Annotated in this window: 16 protein-coding genes; 5 read left to right on the top strand and 11 right to left on the bottom strand. The window is 67.7% G+C overall.

Features of this window, described 5'->3' with window-relative positions:
• Positions 1 to 121: 121 nt before the first annotated feature.
• The 4 genes from O1R50_RS20595 to O1R50_RS20580 form a co-directional block, all read right to left on the bottom strand.
• Positions 122 to 1,444: an extracellular catalytic domain type 1 short-chain-length polyhydroxyalkanoate depolymerase gene (locus tag O1R50_RS20595; RefSeq protein ID WP_270112065.1), complete on the bottom strand. Its 1,323-nt coding sequence runs from the start codon at positions 1,442 to 1,444 to the stop codon at positions 122 to 124.
• 128 nt (positions 1,445 to 1,572) lie between these two features.
• Entirely contained in the window at positions 1,573 to 2,373 is an 801-nt protein-coding gene (locus tag O1R50_RS20590; protein WP_270112064.1) for a GH12 family glycosyl hydrolase domain-containing protein, read from the bottom strand.
• Between the two features lie 238 nt (positions 2,374 to 2,611).
• Positions 2,612 to 2,770, bottom strand: coding sequence for a hypothetical protein (locus O1R50_RS20585; RefSeq protein WP_270112063.1), 159 nt, complete (start codon positions 2,768 to 2,770; stop codon positions 2,612 to 2,614).
• A gap of 16 nt (positions 2,771 to 2,786) precedes the next feature.
• Entirely contained in the window at positions 2,787 to 3,989 is a 1,203-nt protein-coding gene (locus O1R50_RS20580) for a Gfo/Idh/MocA family protein (RefSeq protein ID WP_270112062.1), read from the bottom strand.
• A 111-nt stretch (positions 3,990 to 4,100) separates the two neighbouring features.
• Between O1R50_RS20580 and O1R50_RS20575 the strand changes: the two genes are divergently transcribed.
• Positions 4,101 to 4,922, top strand: a complete 822-nt coding sequence (locus O1R50_RS20575; protein ID WP_270112061.1) for a helix-turn-helix domain-containing protein — start codon at positions 4,101 to 4,103, stop codon at positions 4,920 to 4,922.
• A gap of 35 nt (positions 4,923 to 4,957) precedes the next feature.
• Here O1R50_RS20575 and O1R50_RS20570 read toward each other — a convergent pair whose 3' ends face one another.
• A complete protein-coding gene (locus tag O1R50_RS20570; protein ID WP_270112060.1) occupies positions 4,958 to 5,326 on the bottom strand; it encodes a winged helix-turn-helix transcriptional regulator in 369 nt (122 codons plus the stop codon).
• A gap of 93 nt (positions 5,327 to 5,419) precedes the next feature.
• Between O1R50_RS20570 and O1R50_RS20565 the strand changes: the two genes are divergently transcribed.
• Positions 5,420 to 5,824, top strand: a complete 405-nt coding sequence (locus O1R50_RS20565) for a nuclear transport factor 2 family protein (protein WP_270112059.1) — start codon at positions 5,420 to 5,422, stop codon at positions 5,822 to 5,824.
• A 72-nt stretch (positions 5,825 to 5,896) separates the two neighbouring features.
• Here O1R50_RS20565 and O1R50_RS20560 read toward each other — a convergent pair whose 3' ends face one another.
• Positions 5,897 to 6,043 carry a hypothetical protein gene (locus tag O1R50_RS20560; RefSeq protein WP_270112058.1) on the bottom strand — a complete coding sequence of 49 codons (147 nt, stop codon included), beginning with the start codon at positions 6,041 to 6,043 and terminating at the stop codon, positions 5,897 to 5,899.
• A 209-nt stretch (positions 6,044 to 6,252) separates the two neighbouring features.
• Here O1R50_RS20560 and O1R50_RS20555 point away from each other — a divergent pair, with 209 nt between their 5' ends.
• Positions 6,253 to 7,809, top strand: coding sequence for a pectate lyase family protein (locus tag O1R50_RS20555; protein WP_270112057.1), 1,557 nt, complete (start codon positions 6,253 to 6,255; stop codon positions 7,807 to 7,809).
• Between the two features lie 146 nt (positions 7,810 to 7,955).
• Positions 7,956 to 9,197, top strand: a complete 1,242-nt coding sequence (locus O1R50_RS20550) for a DUF2786 domain-containing protein (RefSeq protein ID WP_270112056.1) — start codon at positions 7,956 to 7,958, stop codon at positions 9,195 to 9,197.
• 151 nt (positions 9,198 to 9,348) lie between these two features.
• Here the strand turns inward: O1R50_RS20550 and O1R50_RS20545 are convergent, their stop codons facing one another.
• From O1R50_RS20545 to O1R50_RS20525, 5 genes are all read right to left on the bottom strand, one after another.
• Entirely contained in the window at positions 9,349 to 9,723 is a 375-nt protein-coding gene (locus O1R50_RS20545; RefSeq protein WP_270112055.1) for an Rv3235 family protein, read from the bottom strand.
• A gap of 319 nt (positions 9,724 to 10,042) precedes the next feature.
• Complete coding sequence (locus O1R50_RS20540) at positions 10,043 to 10,936, bottom strand: carbohydrate ABC transporter permease (RefSeq protein WP_270112054.1); 894 nt, start codon at positions 10,934 to 10,936, stop codon at positions 10,043 to 10,045.
• Positions 10,936 to 11,919 carry an ABC transporter permease gene (locus tag O1R50_RS20535; protein ID WP_270112053.1) on the bottom strand — a complete coding sequence of 328 codons (984 nt, stop codon included), beginning with the start codon at positions 11,917 to 11,919 and terminating at the stop codon, positions 10,936 to 10,938. The genes O1R50_RS20540 and O1R50_RS20535 overlap by 1 nt, the downstream gene beginning before the upstream one ends.
• Positions 11,916 to 13,583, bottom strand: coding sequence for an extracellular solute-binding protein (locus O1R50_RS20530; RefSeq protein WP_270112052.1), 1,668 nt, complete (start codon positions 13,581 to 13,583; stop codon positions 11,916 to 11,918). Before O1R50_RS20530 ends, O1R50_RS20535 begins: the two co-directional genes overlap by 4 nt.
• Positions 13,584 to 13,888: 305 nt before the next feature.
• Positions 13,889 to 14,866 carry a hydroxyacid dehydrogenase gene (locus tag O1R50_RS20525; RefSeq protein ID WP_408612766.1) on the bottom strand — a complete coding sequence of 326 codons (978 nt, stop codon included), beginning with the start codon at positions 14,864 to 14,866 and terminating at the stop codon, positions 13,889 to 13,891.
• Between the two features lie 334 nt (positions 14,867 to 15,200).
• Here O1R50_RS20525 and O1R50_RS20520 point away from each other — a divergent pair, with 334 nt between their 5' ends.
• Entirely contained in the window at positions 15,201 to 19,469 is a 4,269-nt protein-coding gene (locus O1R50_RS20520) for a putative Ig domain-containing protein (protein WP_270112050.1), read from the top strand.
• Positions 19,470 to 20,281: the final 812 nt, after the last annotated feature.

Here is a 20,281-nt window from a genome sequence, read left to right as displayed (position 1 = left end):
TCGCCTGGTCGCCAAACCTCTGCTCGATGACGAACGGGGCGTGGCCGTGGAGGAGTCGTCCCAGCTGCTCCTGCGCGCTCGAATGGGCGGCCGCGACCGGGTCGCGGCCGCCGCAGGGGTCCTATCGGAGGCTCCAGCGCTGGTTGGCGCTGCCGCTGCAGGTCCAGAGGACGATCAGGGTGCCGTTGGCGGTGCCCGCGCCGTTCGCGTCCAGGCACAATCCGTTATGGACGTTGGTGATGGTGCCGTTCGCGTTGACGTTCCAGCGCTGGTTCGCGCCGCCCGAGCAGTCCCAGACCACGACCTCGGTGCCGTTGGCCGTACCCCAGCCATGCGCGTCGAGGCACTTGCCGCCCACTCTCAGCTCACCCGCCGAGGTGCGGGTCAGCTGCTGGTTGACACCGCCGTAGCAGTCCCACAGGTGCGCCTGGGTCCCGTTCGCCGCAGGCGAGCCGGGCACGTCCACGCACCGGTTCGAGTCGGCCCCCACGATCGCGTTGGCGCCCGACTGCTGCGCGGCCAGGCCGAAGAAGCGCAGCGTCTCGGCCTCACGGATCGGCGGGAAGTGGTTGACGCCGTTCAGGCTGTTCGCCTCGACCAGGGCCTGGCCGCCGGTGCCGCCGTAGCGGGTGCGGGTCCAGTTCGGCTCCGGCGTGTCGGTGTAGTCGGCGGTCTGGTCGGTGCCGTTGACGTTCGTCCACTGGTCGATCTCCTCCTGGAAGTTCGGGTAGCGGAGCGCGTCGTCCTCGGTGCCGTGCCAGAGCTGCATGCGCGGCCACGGACCGCTGTAGCCGGGGTTGGCGCCCCGGACCGCGTCGCCCCACTGCTGCGGGGTGCGGTCGATCCGGCCCTCGGAGCACTCGGAGTTCCACTGCGAGCCGTTGTCGGTCGCGAAGCACGTGAACGGCACGCCGGCGTACGCCGACCCGGCCTTGAAGACCTCCGGGTAGACCCCGAGGAGGACGTTGGTCATCATCGCGCCCGAGGAGAAGCCGGTGGCGAAGACCCGGTTGCGGTCGGCTCCGTGGTTGGCGATCACATAGTCCACCATGGACTTGATGCTGACCGAGTCGCTGCCCGTGCCGCTGAGCGAGGCCGGGGAGGAGACGTCGAAGCACTTGTAGTCCCGGGTCACGTTCGGGAGGATCAGGATGTAGCCGTACTGCTCCGCCAGCTCGTCGTACTGCCAGCCGTTGTAGGCGTCGGTGGCCGACCCGTTGCACCAGTGGATGCCGACCACGATTGCCGGGTTCGCGGTGACATTGTCGGGCACGTACAGGTGCATGCCGAGGTTGCCGGGGTTGTTGCCGAAGTTGCTGATCTGCGTCAGCTGCGCGGCGTGCGCGGCCTTCGGTGCCATGAAGACCGTCAGCGCCGAAGCCAGCACGAGCGCGATCGCGAAGACCGCTGCCGCGCTGCCGCGCCATCGGAGGACTGCTGCCATTGAGGTATCCCTTTTCTCTAGGGGGCGGCGGCGCAGACCGGCGGCCTGCGCTCGGGGATCGGTGTCTGATCAGGGAGTGCGAGATCGGCGGGCGGGGCCGGTCACCGACCGGGCCCGCCCGCCGATCCTTACTGGACGTCGACCCAGTAGCTGTTGGTGTCGACTCGTCCGCTGCCGATGAAGACTTCGGTGCCGGCCTGGACGCTGGAGAGGTACTTGTCGCCGCTCAGCCAGCCGCGCCAGATGAGGTCGCCGGTGAAGTCGCGCAGGTTCAGGTTGACGGAGGTGGTGTTCGCGGTGCGGATGAACGAGAAGACGTTCCAGCCGACGCCGTTGCCCGCGTCGATCCAGCCCCGGTAGAGGTCCCAGTTGGCGCCGCCGATGCTGACGGTCGTCTGGTAGGTGCCGGCCGGTCCGGCCCCGCCGTCGCGGTAGGGCCAGATCATGATCTCGTCGGTCGGGTTGTTCGACGAACCTGGATTGGACATCGGGTGCAGCCACAGGTCGTAGGCGACGTTCATCGTCCCCGACTGGCTCACGGTGTAGTTCCAGGTGGTCGGGATGGAGCGGTAGTCGCCGACGCGCACCGGCAGTTCGGTGCCCGGCCGCTGCCAGCCCCAGTGCCATCCGAGGACGATGCTGGAGTAGCTCTTCACCGAATTCGACTGGCCGCTCCAGTTCCAGTTGGTGCCCCACCCGACGGAGTCGCCGGACTGCCAGCTGTCCCATGAGCACTGCCAGCCCGAGCCCGAGCCCGCGCCCCACAGGTTGTTGGTCACGAAGTACTTGCCCATGGCGACCGTGCCGCCCGAGGTGCAGGTTCCGGCAGCCTGCGCGGGCGAGGCCGCCAGGAGCGTCGAGGCCAGTGCGGCACTGAGCGCGACGGCCACTCCCATGGCCATACGTCTGATGAATGTGATTCGCCGCATTGGCATCGTCGCCTTCCATGACTCGGCGGCAAGGCGCACTTGCTGCCGTTGTGCCGAAGTTTGTTGGACCATCCGTCCAAAACGATGATGCTTGTCTACATCTAAATTTGTCAATAGATTGGACGAATCTGCGGAAATTTGATCTCGTCGTGGGGATTCAAGTTGTGCGCCGGGGGTTTCCAACGCATGCCGACCGGGGGCGGCGCGAGTGCACCGCCCCCGGTCGGGGTTCCTGTGGTTAAACGACCGTGCCGGTGCCGGTGCCGGTGCCGGTGCCGGTGCCGGTGCCGGTGTCGCCGTTGCGGGTCGCGGTGTACGAGAGCGTCCTGCCGCTCCAGAAGCGGACCGTCAAGGTCACCGGGCCGTCGGTGACCGCGTCGACGAACGTCTTGATCATCTCGATCGCCCCGGGTCTAGGCGGTGGCCGGTGCGTCGCCGAAGTCGTCGATCCGGAGTCGCTCGCCGCCGCGCAGCGCGGACTCGTGGGCCACGATGCCCGGCAGGGTGTACCGGGCGGCGACCCAGGCGTTCACACTCGGCAGGCGCCGCTCGTTCACAGCGGTCACGAAGTCGTGCACGAGCAGCTGGTGGCTGCCCATGTGGCCGTTCCCGAGCCCTTTGAACTCGACCGGGAGCGCGGAGGTGTCGTGCACGGGCGCATGCCCGGAGATGAAGGAGTCGTGCAGCGCCGGGTCGACATTGGCCAGGACGGGGTCGTCGGCGCCGGTCGCCCAACCGGGCTTCACGAGGTCGGTGAGGTCGTTGAGGGGGCCGGACCGCTCATGCCAGAACGTGGAGCGGGAGTTCTGCTCGAGGATGCCCTCGGTGCCGTAGAACGTGAAGCGGGACTCCGGGATCCAGTGGGCGAGGCCGACCCGGCGGAACTCGTTGGTGCGCATGCTGCCGCCGTCGGCGGTCTCGAACAGCGCGGTGGCGTTGGAGAAATCGTTGGCGAACATGCTCACGGACTTGTCGAAGACGCCGTCGCCGCGCTGGTCGGGCACGCCGATGGCGCTGACGCTGACGGCGTGGGTGTTCCAGGCGCCGAGCACGCCGCCGATGGCGTGGGTGGGGTACTTCAGGGGCGGGAAGCTGGCGGTGCGCTTCCAGTCGTCGCCGCCGCTGTACTGGTAGGCGGCGTAGAAGCCGTGGTCCATGTCGTGCACGTAGTCGCCCTCGGCGTAGAAGACGCGGCCGAAGGCGCCTTCGGCGGCTTTCTGCCGGGCGAGCACGGTGGCGGGGTGGTAGTAGCTGGTCTCTCCCATCATGTAGGTGAGGCCGGTTTCCTTGACGGCGTCGATGATCGCGGCGATCTCCTCGGCGGTGAAGGCCATCGGCACGGCCGAGTAGACGTGCTTGCCCGCGCGCAGCGCCCGCTCCACGAGCGGGCCGTGGGTCCACCGCTGGGTGAAGATCGCGACGGCGTCCACGTCCGAGGCGAGCATCGCGTCGAAGTCGTCCGCCACCCCTGCCAGGCCGAGCTCGCCGACGAGGGCCGCGGAGCGTTCGGGGAGGAGGTCGGTGACGGTGACGCGGGAGACCCCGGGGTGGGCGTTGAACAGTTTCGCGAACGCGCCGGCGAACTGGCCGGCGCCGACGATGCCGATTGAGAACACGGGTGACTCCTTGGTGATCGAGGATGATCGGTCGCGACCGGTGCCGACCGCTGCGGCATCACCGTATACATTCCGATCAGAGAAGTCTTCACGGATTGGAACGAGTTCTTCTTGGATCCTCAGATCGCGATCGCACCGCCGGAGCTGGTGGGGTGGGCCGGGCGGCCGATCCTCATGGACACCGCCCACCAGCACGACGACCTGGAGATCAACTTCGTCGCCGAGGGCGGCACGATGCTCTACCTGTTCGGCGGCGAGCCCGTCGAGATCGGGCCCGGATCGGTGGCGGCGTTCTGGGCGGCGGTGCCCCACCAGCTCGTCGCGAACTCCGCGACCCGGGCGCATTGGGTGCAGGTGCCGTTCGCGACGTTCCTGGGCTGGGGCCTCCCGACCGCCCTGGTCGGGCGCCTGCTCTCGGGGATGCCGCTCATCGCTCCGCCTTCGGCGGCAATGGAAGCGGACGCCGCGAGCTTCACCCAGTGGGCCGCCGATCTGGCCAGCGCGCAACCGGAGCGCCGTCGCATCCTGCTGCTCGAGGTCGAGGCGCGGGTCCGGCGCCTCGGACTGGACGCGCCGCAGGACCGGGTGCGCCACTACTCCGGAGGCGATCCCGCACTGCGCCATGTCGTCACGATGGCCCGGCACATCGCCGAGCACTTCCGTGAGCCGCTGACCGTGGCCGATGTCGCCGCGGCGGCGCGCCTGCACCCGAACTACGCCATGACGCACTTCGGCAAGATCGTCCGCACCACGATCAACGACTACCTCACCCGGTGCCGCCTGGCCGAGGGGCGGCGCCTGCTCGTCACCACCGACCTGCCGATCGCTGCCGTGGCAGCCGATTCGGGCTTCAGCTCGGTCAGCCGCTTCTACGCCGCCTTCACGGCCGCATGCGGCATCCCGCCCGCCGCCTACCGGCGCCAGCACCGATAGCGCCGACGACCCGCATCGGATCCGCTTGCGGGAGATCAGTGGTCGCGGTCGTAGCGGTCGCGGGCGTCGAGGACCTCGGTAATGTGGGCTTCGGCCCACTGCCCGAGCGCGCTGAGCGGTCCGTGCAGGGTGCGGCCGAGGTCGGTCAGCTCGTATTCGACGCGGGGCGGGACTTCGGCGAAGACGTGGCGGCTGACCAGGCCGTCGCGTTCGAGGTCGCGCAGGGTCTCGGTGAGGACCTTGCCGCTGATGCCCTCGACGGCGGTCCGCAGGTCGCGGAAGCGCGTGCGGCCCTTGCCGAGCACGATGACGATCATCGCCGTCCACTTGTTGGCGATCCGCACCAGCGAGGTCCGCGAGGGGCAGGTCGCGGTGAGCACATTCCAGTCAGGTTCGTATGACATGCGCCACAAGGCTCCAATGGTTACGTTGTAGTTCATGGTTTCTCCAAGTGACTATAGGCCGGAAGCAGGAACAACGCATCAGAGGAGTGATCGATGACCGAGTCCGCCACCACCGCCGCAGTCGCCGCGCAGTACTACGAGGCCATGTCCGCCGGCGACATCCCGACCGCCACCGGACTGTTCGCCCCCGACATCGCCTGGCACCAGCCCGGCGCCAACCGCTTCTCGGGCGTCCGCGAGTCCGCGGCCGCCGTGGGCGCGATGATCGGCGGGCAGATGGACGTGAGCGAGGGGACGTTCGCGCTCGAGTTCACCGGCGGGCCGATGGTCAACGGCGACCTCGCCGCGTTCCCGGTCCGCTTCTCCGGCGAGCGGGAGGGCGCCTCGATGTCGATGGACGGCATCGACGTCCTCCGCGTCGCCGACGGCAGGATCGCCGAGATGTGGCTCTTCTCCGCCGACCAGGAGGCCGAAGACGCCTTCTGGGGCCAGGCCTGACCGGCGCCGCACTGAACGCCAGGACCGGTAAGTCCATTCAGGACTTGCCGGTCCTTCCGGCGTTCGACGCTTTCACGGGGCGGACGGGGCCGCTTCGCGCGGTCTCGTGACCAGGGCGGGGATGAGGGCGGCCGCGATCGCTCCGCCCATCGCGAGCGAGACGTGGCCGCCGAGCGCCGCGTTGGGGCCGCACGCCAGGCTGAGCCGGGGGACTCGCACTCACATTGTGCTGTCCGCACGGCCGATCGCCGCGGCCGCTCCTGGCCGCGAGTTCAGCGGCTCGGACGGCTGTTCGCGCACCGGCCGCTGACGACCGGGATCGAAAAGTTTCAGCAATCGGTTGCACCAGAGGTATTGACCTCGGGAAAGCCCTTTCCTTAAACTCATTGACATATTTCGATCTATCTCCCCCTTAGGAGAGCTCCCAGATGAGACGAACAGTCGCACGAAGACTCGCCGCAGTGCTGGCCACCACGGCCGTCGTCGCCGCCGGGGTCGCCATGTCGATCACCAACGCGTCCGCGGCAACCGGCGGCGTGACCGGATACGCCACCCAGAACGGCGGCACCACCGGCGGCGCGGGCGGCGCCACCGTCAGGGCCACCACCGGCACGCAGATCAACCAAGCCCTGTGCAACCGCGCCAGCGACAGCACCCCGATCATCATCCAGGTCGAGGGCACCATCAACCACGGCAACACCACCGACGTCTCCGGCTCCAGCTGCGACGTCGGCTCCACCCTGATCGACCTCAAGGGCGTCAGCAACGTGACGATCGTCGGCGTCGGCGCAGGCGCGACCTTCGACCAGATCGGCATCCACATCCGCGAGTCCAGCAACATCATCCTGCAGAACCTCACCGTCAAGAACGTCAAGAAGTCCGGCTCGCCCCTCTCCAACGGCGGCGACGCCATCGGCATGGAATCCGGCGTGCGCAACGTCTGGGCCGACCACCTCACCCTCGAAGCCTCGGGCGGCGAAGCCGAAGGCTACGACGGACTCTTCGACATGAAGAACGACACCAAGTACGTCACCCTCTCGTACAGCATCATGCGCAACTCCGAGCGCGGCGGCCTGGTCGGCTCCAGCGAGACCGACCTGACCAACAGCTTCATCACCTACCACCACAACCTGTACCAGAACCTCAACTCGCGGGTTCCGCTGCTGCGCGGCGGCACCGCCCACGTCTACAACAACCACTACGTCGGCATCGTCGAATCGGGCATCAACTCCCGCGCCGGCGCCAAGGCCAAAGTGGACAACAACTACTTCGAAGACTCGAAGGACGTGCTCGGCACCTTCTACACCGACGAGCGCGGCACCTGGCAGACCAGCGGCAACATCCTCGACAACGTGACCTGGTCCGCCCAGGGCAGCGAGAACTACCCCGCCGGACCCAGCATGCCGTCCACCACCACCGTGAGCATCCCCTACAGCTACGCCCTCGACAACGCCTCCTGCGTGCCGAGCATCGTGGCCAAGACGGCCGGCGCCAACAAGGGCAACCAGGTCTCCGACGGCAGCTGCAACGCGCAGTCCCCGTCCCAGAGCCCGAGCAACCCCACCACCAGCCCGACCACCGGCCCGACTGACCCCGGCACCAGCCCGACCAACCCGCCCGGCGGCACCAACCTCAGCCTCGGCGCGGGCGCCGACGGCTCCAGCAAGGCCGACGGGACCAGCTACGGCAACGTCATCGACGGCAACATGAGCACCTACTGGTCGCCCAGCGGCACCACCGGCACGGTCTCCGTCAAATGGAGCTCGGCGAAGACGATCGACACCGTCAACATCCGCGAAGCCTCCGGCACCGCGGGCAACATCGACAACTGGCAGCTCGTGAACCACGCCACGGGCGCCGTCCTCGCCTCCGGCACCGGCGCGGGGGTGATCTCCTTCACCGCCGTCTCCACGACCAAGGTCAGCTTCGTGATCACGAGCGCGAGCGGCACGCCCCGAGTCGCCGAATTCGAGGTCTACGCCTGACCGGACGGCACCCCGCGTGCCCTCGCCGCGCGGGGTGTCTCCACTCACCCCCGACCCGAACTCCAGCGCTGGCCCCGTGACCTGCGAGATTGATACAGTCGCAGGAGTGACCGCAGGGCTTTCGCGTTCGCGGAATCGGGGGAACGGTGCAACAGGACGAGCTGAACGGGCTGCCGCTCGAAGGGCGCGCCCGCTACGCGGTGCTCGGCGTCCTCCAGCGGGCCCAGAGCGCACGCCTCGACTGGGTCGACGCCGCCTCCGACCTCGAAGGCTCCTCCGCCGAAGCGGGCTGGCCCGCCGCACTCGCCGGCGTCTTCGACGAACTCGGCGGCGACGCGGCCCTCCGTGCCTGGGAATGGGGCTGGATGCCCCGGGAAGCCTTGAGCGCCTTGCGCAAGTCCCTCAGCCCCGAGGCGGTCCGCGCCGGAGCGGTCGTGATGCGCGGCCAGCTCGCGCGCTACAGCGACATGCAGCTCAGCGACAGGTGGACCGTGCAGCGCGAGGAGCTCGCGACCGCGGTCCCGTTCGCGGGCGTGGCCAAAGCGAGCGCGGGCCTCGGCCGCTGGGACCGGATCGTCCTGTGGGCCGCGGTGCTCGAGGCGCTCGACTTCCTCAGTGGACTTCCGAAGATCCCGAAGGTCGAGCCGCTCCCCGGCGACGTCCTCATCACGCACGGCCTCGGCGTCGCCGAATCCTCCCGCGTCTACGAGAAGATCCGGGCCCTGCTCGCCAAGGCCGAATCGACCGACTCCGACGCGGAGGCCGAGGCCTTCACCGCCAAGGCGCAGCAGCTGATCGCCCGCCACAGCATCAACGAGGCGCTCCTTGCCGAAGCGGGACAAGGCAAGCGAGAACCCGAAGCGCTGCGCGTCATCATCGAGCGCCCCTACGAGCAGCCGAAGTCCGAGCTCCTCGCCCAGATCGCCGACGCGAACCACTGCCGCTCCGTCTACTGGCCCGACGGCGGCTTCACCACGCTGATCGGCGACCGGGCCGACCTACGCTCGGTCGAGCTCCTCTTCAATTCCCTTCTGGTGCAGGCTACTTCGGCGATGACCCGGGTCGGTTCGGTCAACGCGAAACGCGGCAAGTCCCAGACCCGCTCGTTCCGCCAGTCGTTCCTCGCCTCCTTTGCCATGCGCATCGGGGAACGCCTCCGCGAATCCGCCGAGGACACCGCCCGCGACTTCACCGAGGAGACCGGCACCGACCTCGTCCCGGTCATGCGCCAACGCGACCAGCGCGTCGACGCCCGCACCACCGAGCTCTTCCCCCGCCTCAAATTCGGCCGCTCCACCCGCATCACCAACTACGAGGGCCACATCGCCGGCCTCGCCGCCGCGGACGCCGCCCGCCTCACCGCCCCCGAATCCATCACTCGCCGCTGACCCACCGGTCCGCATCAAACATCGAAGGTCTCGATTCTCTTAGCGGGCTTTTCGCCTCGGCAGCGGCCGCCGCCGTCGGTGCGCCGAATGCCGCGCACGCCCCCTGACTTACCGACGAAGCGGCCCCCGGCGCCGGGGGCCGCTTCGTCGGCTAGCGCCGGTGCATCGGCCTGCGCCGCTGGTTGGCGTGGATGAGGTCGCAGTGGTCGAGCCGCCAGCCGTGCTGTGTCGCACGGAAGGTGAACGTCATCGCCTGGTGGGCGGTGCCGTTCTCGACCATCGCGACGACCTCGGTGGCATCCGGCGTCGGGCATTTCGCGTCGACGACCCGGACCTGCCGGAACCGCGTCGGCACCCGCCGCTGCACTCTCGTGAAGGCCCTCCACCCGGCGTCGGTGGCGAGCAACCGGGCCTCCGCGGCGGATTTGCGGCCGGTCAGGACGTTCAGGAAGAAGGTCGAGTAGGAAACGGCCTGTCGGCGCGAAGGCTGAATGGGGGCGGATTCGAAGTCATTGCGGCACTTCATGGTTCCTCCAAGAAAACGATGGTGGTCGTCGGATTCGAAGGAGAATCTATGCGTCACTTTAGGTCAAGTCAACAACACGATCCGTGACTCGCGGGTTCAGCGGTCCTGTCGCTTGTAGAACACGCACGACGGCGTCCCGCGAAGCGCCGCCGCGTAAACGACAAGCCAGCGTCGGTTAAAGGCGCGCCATTGACGAACCCTACAAAAACAAGAATCTTTGACCGGTGAGCATGGTGTCCGATCGGTGCACCGAAACCGGGCCGGTCGCCGCTTTCGCGGTGACCGGCCCGGTTGTATTCAGTTGTCTTGACCCTCGGAATCAGCCTTTGATGGCGCCGGTGAGGACGCCGGAGGTGAAGAAGCGCTGGAGGAACGGGTAGACGACGAGGATCGGGATCGTCGCGAGGACGATGACCGCCATCTGGAGGGTCACGCCGGGCGGCGGGGGCTGGCCTTCAGTGACGACGGCTCCCGGGATCGCGACGCCGGCGAGGACGTACTGCTGGAGGACGACCTGGATGGGCCACTTCGTGCTGTCGTTGATGTAGAGCAGCGCGTTGAAGTAGGTGTTCCAGTAGGCCACGGCGTAGAACAGGCCCATCACGGCGAGCACGGGCTTGGAGAGCGGCAGGACGATCTGCAGGAAGATCCGCCATTCGCCCGCGCCGTCGATGCGCGCCGCTTCGATGAGTTCCTCTGGGAGGCCCTGGAAGAAGTTCCGGATCACGATCATGTTGAAGGCCGAGATGAGGCCCGGGATGATCAGCGACCAGGTGGAGTCCAGGAGTCCGAGGTACTTGATGAGCATGAAGTTCGGGATGATGCCCGCGCTGAAGAACATCGTGGCGAGGATCCCGACGAGCACGATCTTGGCACCCGGGACCTGGCGAGTGCGCACCAGGCCCCAGGCGAGCATCGAGGTCGCGGCGAGGGAGAGGAGCGTGCCGACGACGGTGATGAACAGCGAGTTGCGGAGGCCGTCGACGACGGTGCCGCCGTTGAGGATCGCGCGGTAGGCGTCGAGCGAGAACTTGGTCGGGAAGATGACGCCCGCCCGGGCCTGCTCGGGGGCGGCGAAGCTCATCGCGATGACATAGACCAGCGGGTAGATCATCGTGATGACGATGCAGACGATGACGATCGCCTTGATCGCCCTGACCCACACCGAGGGCGGGTTCATCCATGGCGGACGGCTCACGGTTGCGGTGGCCATTAGAAGATCCCCTCTCCGCCCATCTTCTTGGCGAGCTTGTTGGCCGACAGGACCAGGATGGTGCCGATGATGCCCTTGAGCAGGCCCGCGGCGGTGGCGATGCCCCATTGGCCGCCGAGGACGCCTCTGAAGTAGACGAACGTGTCGAGCACTTGCGCGGCGTCGGCGCCGACCATCGGCTGCTGGAGCAGGAGCTGCTCGAAGCCGACGGTGAGGATCGAGCCGATGTTCAGGATGAGCAGGAGCGTCGCGACGGGGACGAGCGCCGGGAGCGTGATGTGCCAGGTGCGCTGCCAGCCGGAAGCGCCGTCGATCGCCGCCGCTTCGTAACGCTCGGAAGGGATCCCGGCGATCGCGGCGAAGAAGATGATGGTGCCCCAGCCGGCGTCCTTCCAGATGTTCTGGGCGACGACGAGGAACTTGAAGTTGTCGGCGTCGCTCATCAGGTTGAAGCCGGTCACGCCGAAGTTGTCGAGGAGTCCCGCGACGAGCCCGCCGCCGCCCACGACCTGCTGCCACACCGAGATGACGATGACCCAGGAGAGGAAGTTCGGCAGGTAGACGATGGTCTGGATGAGCCGCTTCACCTTGGTCGACAGCAGCGAGTGCAGCAGGAGCGCGAGGGCGATCGGTGCCGGGAACGCGAAGGCCAGCTGGAGGAACGCGATGATGAGCGTGTTCCGCAGCGCGGTGATGATCTCGGGGTCGGTCCAGATCGCGTTGAAGTTCGCCAGGCCCACCCACGGCGAGCCTTCGATCCCGCGGAACGGCGAGTAGTCCTGGAACGCGACCACGTTGCCGGCCATGGGCACGTACATGAAGACCAGGAAGAACGCGGCGCCGGGGATGATGAAGGTGTAGGACCAGCGCTCCCGCCAGACCCGTGGGCGCAGCGTGTGTGTGGGTGGTGGGGGGCGCGCGGACGGCCCCGGGGCCCGCTCAGTGCGGGTCCCGGGGCCGGCGTCCGTGGTGCTTACGCTCACTTGCCCGCGTCCTTCAGCGCCTGGGTGTACTCGTCGCGGACCTGGGTGCCTCCCTGCGACATGTAGTTGTCCGAGAAGGACTGCAGGTCGTCGATGCTCTCGCGGCCGGTGATCACGCCGGTCTCGAAGTCGGTCCACAGCTGCTTGAGCTGCGCGCCCTTGGTGACGAAGGTCTGCGAGGCGGACTCGAGCCCTTCGAGGGGGCGTGCGATCGAGTTCTGCGCCATGGACTCCATGACGGTGACGAACGAGTCGGCCCACGGTGCCGCGTTCGGGTGGATGCGGTACGAGTTGTCACCGGAGGTGACGCCGACGTACTGGACGGACAGGTCGATCATGCTGTCGGGGTTGACGATCGGGATGCCGTGCGCGTCGACCGTGTGGTGGACGCCCTCGGTGCCGTTGGCGATGAAGTACTGCTCCTCGGAGCCGAACGGCGCCGAGAGGTAGTCGAGGACGTTGAGGATCTCGGTGAGGCGGTCCTCGTCCTCGGCCGCTGCCGCCGAGACGCAGGTCGACCGGCCGTAGGGCACGTTGCGGACGACGAGCTGCTCGGAGCCGTCGAAGCCCGGCATGTCGAAGAAGTCGAACGTCGCGCCCGGCAGGTCGGCCTCCCACTGGGACAGGCCGGCCCCGCCGATGGCCGCGCCGACCGCGTCGTAGCGCAGGGCCGCGCCGGAGACGATGTCGGTAGCCGTGGGGGACATGGAGACCGGGTCGAAGATCCCCTCGGCCCAGGCGCGGGCGAGCCATTCGAGCATCGCCTTGTAGTTCTCGGTCTGGGTGATGTGGACCAGGTCGCCGTCGCCGTTGAGCTGCCATTCGGCGCCGGTCTTGAACAGGCGCTGGAACATCGAGGCGGTTCCGGGGTGGGCGTCGTACTTGTTGAGCCCGTAGACCTTCTGGCCGCCGGGGCCCGTGCCGAGGGCCGAGACCTCCTTGAGCATGGTGAACAGCTCGTCGGCGTCCTTGGGGGCGCGCCCGATCGAGGTCTGGTCGACCAGGTCGGTGCGCATCACCGGCAGGTTGGTGAGGGCCCAGACGATCGAGGGGATCTGGTAGATGCGGCCGTCCTTGAGGCTGGCCTGCCAGATCTCCTCTTTGCGAGCGGCGAGGTTGGGCCACTTGAGGATGTTGTCGCCCGAGAGGGTCTCGGAGAGATCGGCGAACGCGCCGTCGCGGATGCCCTGGAGGTTCCCCGCGGACTGGTCGTTGACGAAGACCAGGTCCGGGACGTCGCCGGAGGCGAGCATGGTCGCGAACTTCTGGTCGAACACCGGCTGCGGCACGAACTGCGGCTCGAAGCTCACCCCGAGGCGCTCGTTGAGCTCCTGCCAGTAGGTGTTCTCCTCGAGCGGGGTCGCGGGGTCGCCCCAGGTGAGCTGGAAGGTCGTGACCTTGCCGCCGGAGCCGGGCTCGCGCTCGACCGACTTGAAGAAGGTCTTCGGGTATTCGGTGTAGACGCTTTCCATGCCGGGCGTCTCGGACGAGTAGAACGGCTGGACGTCCAGTTCCGGAGCGGGCTGGAACGTCGGCATGTCGTAGTCGCCGCCGCCCGAGGTACCGCCGGTGCCGCCGGAGCAGGCGGCGGTGGTGCCGAGCGTGGCGGCGGTGGCGGCGACGCCGGCCGCGCCGAGGAGTTTGCGACGTGAGACTTGAGCCATGAGGGGCCTCCTTAGATCAACGTTGATACAGGGGTGAGGGATGAGGTTGTTGTGAAGGTTATGGCGACGACCGTGGTGGTTGCCTGCCGGGTGCCGGGCCAGGTCGCCGGGGAGATAACGGTATCACTAGGCATGGAAATCAGTCAATGATTCGTGTTTCGAAATCTCGGATCTCGGCGAGTTGTGTTCGGTTGTACTGCAATGAATCTGCAGCTTGTTACAAAACCGATGCGAATTTCTGTGGCTGCTGATGCCACTCACATTGGCCGCGCAACGGACGGATAACGGTTTCTATACTGATCGATTCAGGCCTGCCTCCCGAGTGTCTCGGGGTCCACGCGGTGCAGCAGCGGTTCGCCCGCCACGTACCGCTCGGCCTCCTCGACCATGAACAGCCCCATCCGGGACAGCTCGTTGCCGTGGGAGCCGGCCACGTGCGGGGTGAGGAAGACGTTCGGGAGGTCGTAGAGCGGCGAGTGCGCCGGGAGGGGCTCGGGGTGGGTCACGTCGATGACCGCCGAGAGCCGCCCGTTGAGCAGTTCATCGGTGAGCGCGTCGGTGTCGACCAGGCGGCCGCGCGACGTGTTGACCACGACGGTGCCGTTCCGCATGAGCGCCAGGCGCTCGGCATTGATGAGGTGCTCGGTCTCGGGCAGATCCGGGGCGTGGACGCTGACCACGTCGGCCCGCGCCACGAGCTCGTCGATCCCCACCAGTTCGGCGCCGAGCGCGGCGGCCTCGGCCTCGTCCACGTACGGGTCGTGCAGCAGCACCGTGAAATCGAAGGGCCGCAGCAGCTCCAGCACGCGCCGCCCGATCTTCGAGGCGCTCACAATACCGATCGTGCGACCGAAATTGCCGACCTCGGGGTGGATGTAGCCGAGCGTGAAGGTCCGCTCCTTGCGGAAGTCCTCCCGCAGCTGGAAGATCCCCTTGCCCGCCAAGAGGATCGAGGCGAGCGTGTACTCGGCCACCGGCAGCGCGTTCGCGCCCGACGAGCTCGAGACGACCAGGCCGCGCTCCCAGCCGGCCTTGCCGATCATCCACTTGACGGTGCCCGCGGCGTGCAGCACCGCCTTGAGCTTCGGCGCCCCGGCCAGTGCCTCGTCGGTCAGCATCGGCACGCCCCAGCTGGAGATGACGACCTCGGCCTCGTTCAGCGCCGCCTTCGCGGCGGGGTCGGAGAAGTCCCGGGCGATGAACTCGGGGTCGAAGTCGAGCGCGGCGGCGAGTCGCTGCATGAGGGGCTCGGGGAAGAGCTGCGGGAGGAACTCGGGGCTCATGGCCAAGAGCGCTCGGGGTCGTTCTGACACTCGGGGGTCCTTCGGGGTCGCCGGGTAGATATCGGTTTCTAAGTTAGATCTCGATTCCAATCTTGTCGAGACCTCTGGATCGACCAATGTCCACCGGTCGATGCCAGCCTGGTGACGGATTGACATGATCATGCAGCTAGACAAGGTGATCGAGCGAACATAACGATTCGGTAACCGGGAGGTACGGCGCCGGGCGGGCTGCCGAAACTAGCAGAGAACGTTATCTATCTGAGCCTTGCTTCTCGACTTGGCAGGCGTTATCGTCCGCATAGATGGATTCCGATTCCTTGAAAGGACGCCTGCAATGACGCATGTCGGGCATCGAAAGCGGTCGCGCCTCACGGCGCTCGCCGCTGCGCTCGCCGCAGGGATCACGGCAGTCGCCGCGGTTCCGCCTGCGGCACAGGCCGAAACGTCCTACGACAACCTCCTCACCGCGAACGTCGTCCAGATCAACGAGACCGTGAGCGACGCCGGATTCGTCCACCCCGGCGTGGGCCTCTCAGCCGACGACCTCCGCAACGCGCAGGAGATGGTCCGCACCGGCCAGGAGCCCTGGGCCTCCTACTTCGAAGCGATGACCAAGACCGGCGCCGCCTCCAAGACCTACCGGGCGTCCAACTCCAAGTCCGCCGCCCAGCCTGATGTCGCCCTCGACCCGAACTTCAACCACGGGGGCCTGCGCGGCCGCGAGACCAACGACTCCTTCGGCGCGCTGACCCAGTCCCTCATGTGGGTCATGACCGGCAACGAGGTCTACCGCAAGAACGCGATCCAGGCCCTGCGCACGTGGGGGGCCATGAACCCCGACGGCTTCGTGTACTTCCCCGACGCGCACATCCACACCGGCAAGCCGCTGTCGCAGTTCCTCATGGCCGCCGAGATCATCCGCGCCACCGAGCCGACCGCCGACGACACCCCCGGCACCCAAGACGGCTACGACGTGGTGTGGAGCGCCGAAGACGACGAGAAGCTGCTCGGCAACTTCGCGAACCCCATTGTCGAGAAGTTCCTCTACTCGCCCGAGCGGTGGATGAACCAGCACAACTTCGGGCTTTACGGCCGCATCGCGACCGCGATCTACTCCGACGACGCCGAGGCCTACGCCAAGGGCGTCGAGTGGTTCACCGTGAACTCCGAGTTCGTGAACTACACCAGCGGCGGACTCGCGCAGCAGATCCCGCTCATCGAAGCCGACGACCCCGCCAACCCCTACGGCGAGGACTTCGTGCAGCTCCGCGAAATGGGCCGCGACCAGGCCCACGCCGAATGCAACATCGACAACTTCGCCGCGATGGCCCGCTTCCTCCACGTGCAGGGAACCAAGGTCGACCCCGAGGACGGCACCGTCTCCACCGCCGACGACGCGGTTACCGCCTACGGCTTCCTCGGCAACCGCCTGCTCAAGGGCGCCGACGCCTTCGACGGCTACATGATGGGCCAGCCCACCAAGTACATCGACGACCGCGGCACCGGCGGGGTCATCTCCCCGGCCTACCGCGGCCGGATGTTCAACGCGCTCAACGAGCTGTACTACCAGTACAAGTACGTCGAAGGCGTGGACGTGGAGGCCGAGGCCCCGAACGTCGCCCTGCTCAACGAGCGCATGGACGGCCCCCTCTACAACTACGGGACCGGCGTCAACAACTTCTGGGCCGCCGGCGACAAGAGCATCGAGTACTGGGTGGCGTTCCCGCCCGAGATCGCCGGAACCGAGCCGAGGCCGGTGGAGGACACCGCCCTCACCTTCGGCAACTACGGCATCCCGCTCGATGAAGGCACCGAGATCGCCACCGAAGGCGACCGCACCTTCGCCCGCGCCACCGCGGACGCGGACGGCACCGTCAGCGTCGTCAGCCGCGTGATGTACCCCGGCAACAGCAAGCTGGGCGTCCTCGTGCGCACTGACGGGCCCGCCGTCATGGAAGTGCTCGACAAGGAGGAGCGCGACCCCCGCAACGGGGCCGAGCCCGAACCGGGCGTCCTGGCGAGGATCGAACTGCCTGACACGCAAGGCGAATGGCGGTACATCACCTACCCGGCGACCGGCCTCAACACCCAGTTCTACCGGATCACGGGCGACGGCGCCACTGTGGACATGGATGCGTTGATGTTCAACGCCCAGACCCAGCTCACCCCGCCCGCCTTCGCACAGGCCCGGGGCAAGTACTACCTGTGGCCCGACGCTACCTCGACCTTCGAACTCGGCGCGACCGACGCGGGCGGGGCTCCGACCCACACCGCCTCCGGCCTGCCGGAAGGCGCGGAGCTCGACGCCGAGACCGGCGCCGTCACGTGGAAGCCGACCGACCATGACCCGGGCAGCCACAAGGTGCAGATCATCGCCGACGACGGCGACGCCGTCACCGCGCGGACCTTCGAACTCCTCGTGGCCAAGAACCGGCCCAAGATGATCGACACCGCCGTCGCCGACGGCACCGATGAAGGCGCGGTCTACACCACCGCCTCCAACGAGCCGTACCAGGCCGCGCTCGCCGCCGCGCGGGACGCGTCCGAGAACGGCACCGACGAGGAGTTCCGCGCCGCCTTCGAAGCACTGCTCGACGCGATCGAAGCGCTCGAACTGCTCAACCCGCGCATCGCGGACGGATCGCTCGACTACCGCAACGCCGTCACGCCCGGCAACATGACCGCGGACCAGGCCCGCGCCCTCGCCGACGGCGGCAACCACAGCCACTTCGGCGACCTGCGCGTCGGGTTCGTGACGCTCGACTTCGGCACCCAGTACCGCGTCGCGGCCGAGTCGTTCGGCCTCCAGGCCCGCTTCTCGTTCCCGATGCGCTCGCAGGGCACCAACGTCTACGGCTCCAACGACGGCATCACCTGGGACCTCCTCACCGAGCGGCCGACCGGCGACACCAACGACATGGAGAACATCCCCGTCGTCGCCGAGCACCGCGGCAAGGAGTACCGCTACCTGAAGCTCCAGATCGACGATCCGGCCCCGCCGATCGACCCCGCCTACCCGGGCATCTGGTCGATCGCCGAGTTCCACGTCTTCGGCGACCGCTCGGAAGTCCCCGGGGACATCACCGCCGTGTCCGTCTCCTCGCCGGATGCGCTGGCGAGCAGGGTGAACGCGGGGGACGACGTCAAGGTGACCTTCACCAGCGCGAAGCCGATCAGCGACGCGACGGTGAGCATCGGCGGCCAGGAGCTCGCCGCGACCAGCGAGGACTCGCTGTCGTGGACGGCCACCGGCACGCTCGGCGACCTCACCGGCGGCGGCCGCCTCGACCTCGCCGTCGATCACACCACTGAGGACGGTGAGACGGCGGCGACGATCCACGGCGCAACCGACAACACCGCCCTCTACGGGTCGGACGAACGAAACCTGATCGACCTCGCCGACGCCACAGTGGTCAAGGCCGATGGCACGGCCGACGAGGCGAAGGCCACCCACTCGGCGAAGATGCTCGACGGCAACCACACGACCTTCAGCGACGTGCCGGCCGTCGACGGCAAGTACTACCTGATCTGGGACTTCGGCGCGGGCACACAGGTCAGCGCGGATCGCTTCGACTACCTCGCACGCCAGGACAACGAGGGCGTGCGCCGCATGGACGACCAGGTCCTCCAGGGCTCGAACGACCTCAGCAACTGGACGACCGTCGCCGACGCGTCGTACAAGACGCTGTCGTGGCAGAACCTCGACGCGACCGACGAAGGCAGCTACCGCTACCTGCGGGTCGTGAACAGCGCGCCGATCTACATCGCGGAGCTGCGGCTCTTCGGCGAGCCGGTGTACGACGTCGAACCGCTCCTCGAGCGCGCCGACGCCGTGGACCTGAGCACCTACACCCGCGGGTCGCAGCTCCTGTTCCCCCGTGAGGTCGCGGCGGTCCGCGAGGCACTGGCCGAACCGGACGCCGACGAGCAGGCGCTCGCGCAGCGCCTCGTCAACGCCTGGGACCTGTTGGACCCGGCGGCGACCGAGGCACCCGCCGCCTTCGATCAGTCCTGGGTCGCGGCCAGCACGGGTTCCTGGGACGGCACGAAGGACGCGTCCGCCAACGGATGGGCCATGTTCGACGGCAACACCGGGACCTGGACCGACACGACCACCAAGTCCTGCACCAACACCGTGCTCCCCGCTGACGGCACCGCGTTCACCGTCGTCGGCGTGAAGTACTTCCCCAGGGACAGCGCGTATCTGCGGGCGACCGGCCTGGAAATCCAGGGATCGAACGACGGCGGCGCGACCTGGACCAAGTTCGCGAGCACCGGCACCCCGGTCCGCGGCTGGAACACCGTCGCCCTCACCGAACCCGTCCACTACGGGGCCCTGCGCCTCAGCGGCGGCAACGGCTACTGCAACGTCGCCGAACTCCAGTTCCTCATCCAAGTCATCGACAAGTCCGGCCTCGCCGTGCACCTCGACGACGCGGCCGAACTGACCGAGGCCGGCTGGACCGCCGACTCCTGGGCGGCCTTCACCGCCGCCCGCGACGCGGCCACCACCGTCAACGGCGACAAGGGCGCCACCCAGGAGGAGGTGGACACCGCCTCCGACGCCCTCGCCTCGGCCATCGACGGCTTGACCAAGGCCTAACTGCTCGACACATTGGGCCCCAAGTGCGAAAGCGCTTGGGGCCCTCGGCGTTCCCGTCAGCATTCCCGCGACGGCCAGCCACCGACAGGGTGTCCGCTAGACTGCCCTGAAAGGAAGCTCGCGAGAGGGGCCACGGTGGAGAGATTCCTCAAGACCACTGCTGCCGCTGTCGATTGGCCGCACCGGATCGGCCGGTACGAGACCTCCCCGGTGTGGAACCGGTTGGGGCCAAAGGCACCCAGCGCTCGCCTCCCGGAATCTCCGTTCCTCCTGGCGTTCACGGGGCATGAGCTAAGAGATGAACTCCAGCGTGTGGTGCAACGTGCGCCTCTGATCCGGCAACCCCTCGGCCCCACCATGATCGGATCGCATTCCGGGTCGGGGAAGACTCACATGCTTGCGCAGCTCAGGCGGATATTCAGTTTCCCGGCAGTCATGCCGGTCAGAGACGGATTCACCGCTCGCTTGCTGGTTGGAAGAGCCCTCCGAGACTTGAACGAAGCCGTGAACTTGACCGTGCTCTTCGCGGCGGCGAGACGACTGCTGGATGCCCTGGCGGAGACGGTAGCCAGCGCGGTAGTAAGCCCGCTGCGGTTTCTTGTCGAACGCCTGATTCTGTTGCTTTCCCAGCTGCTGGAGCAGCGAACTGCCGGGAGCGACATACCTGTCTGGGCGCCCGAGCCGATCGATGCACTCCCGCAGGTCGCCCCTCGGGGGCCGAACCCTGCCCTTCCCGTGTACTCAAACCGGGGCGGGCGCCAACGTAGCGCGCTGGGGAGCGCCGTACTAGCTGCTTGAGTGGCCCGCCGACT

Origin of the sequence: Glycomyces luteolus (genome assembly GCF_027622875.1) — a bacterium.
Taxonomy (GTDB): domain Bacteria; phylum Actinomycetota; class Actinomycetes; order Mycobacteriales; family Micromonosporaceae; genus Glycomyces; species Glycomyces luteolus.
The sequence above is the reverse complement of the archived record's forward strand: the minus strand, read 5'-3'. Positions and strand labels throughout refer to the sequence as shown.

Excerpts from the sequence above, each read along its gene's own strand:
- O1R50_RS20595 (WP_270112065.1), bottom strand. The coding sequence starts at position 1,444 with ATGGCAGCAGTCCTCCGATGGCGCGGCAGCGCGGCAGCGGTCTTCGCG.
- O1R50_RS20590 (WP_270112064.1), bottom strand. The coding sequence starts at position 2,373 with ATGCGGCGAATCACATTCATCAGACGTATGGCCATGGGAGTGGCCGTC.
- O1R50_RS20585 (WP_270112063.1), bottom strand. The coding sequence starts at position 2,770 with ATGATCAAGACGTTCGTCGACGCGGTCACCGACGGCCCGGTGACCTTG.
- O1R50_RS20570 (WP_270112060.1), bottom strand. The coding sequence starts at position 5,326 with ATGTCATACGAACCTGACTGGAATGTGCTCACCGCGACCTGCCCCTCG.
- O1R50_RS20565 (WP_270112059.1), top strand. The coding sequence starts at position 5,420 with ATGACCGAGTCCGCCACCACCGCCGCAGTCGCCGCGCAGTACTACGAG.
- O1R50_RS20555 (WP_270112057.1), top strand. The coding sequence starts at position 6,253 with ATGAGACGAACAGTCGCACGAAGACTCGCCGCAGTGCTGGCCACCACG.
- O1R50_RS20545 (WP_270112055.1), bottom strand. The coding sequence starts at position 9,723 with ATGAAGTGCCGCAATGACTTCGAATCCGCCCCCATTCAGCCTTCGCGC.
- O1R50_RS20540 (WP_270112054.1), bottom strand. The coding sequence starts at position 10,936 with ATGGCCACCGCAACCGTGAGCCGTCCGCCATGGATGAACCCGCCCTCG.
- O1R50_RS20530 (WP_270112052.1), bottom strand. The coding sequence starts at position 13,583 with ATGGCTCAAGTCTCACGTCGCAAACTCCTCGGCGCGGCCGGCGTCGCC.
- O1R50_RS20525 (WP_408612766.1), bottom strand. The coding sequence starts at position 14,866 with ATGAGCCCCGAGTTCCTCCCGCAGCTCTTCCCCGAGCCCCTCATGCAG.
- O1R50_RS20520 (WP_270112050.1), top strand. The coding sequence starts at position 15,201 with ATGACGCATGTCGGGCATCGAAAGCGGTCGCGCCTCACGGCGCTCGCC.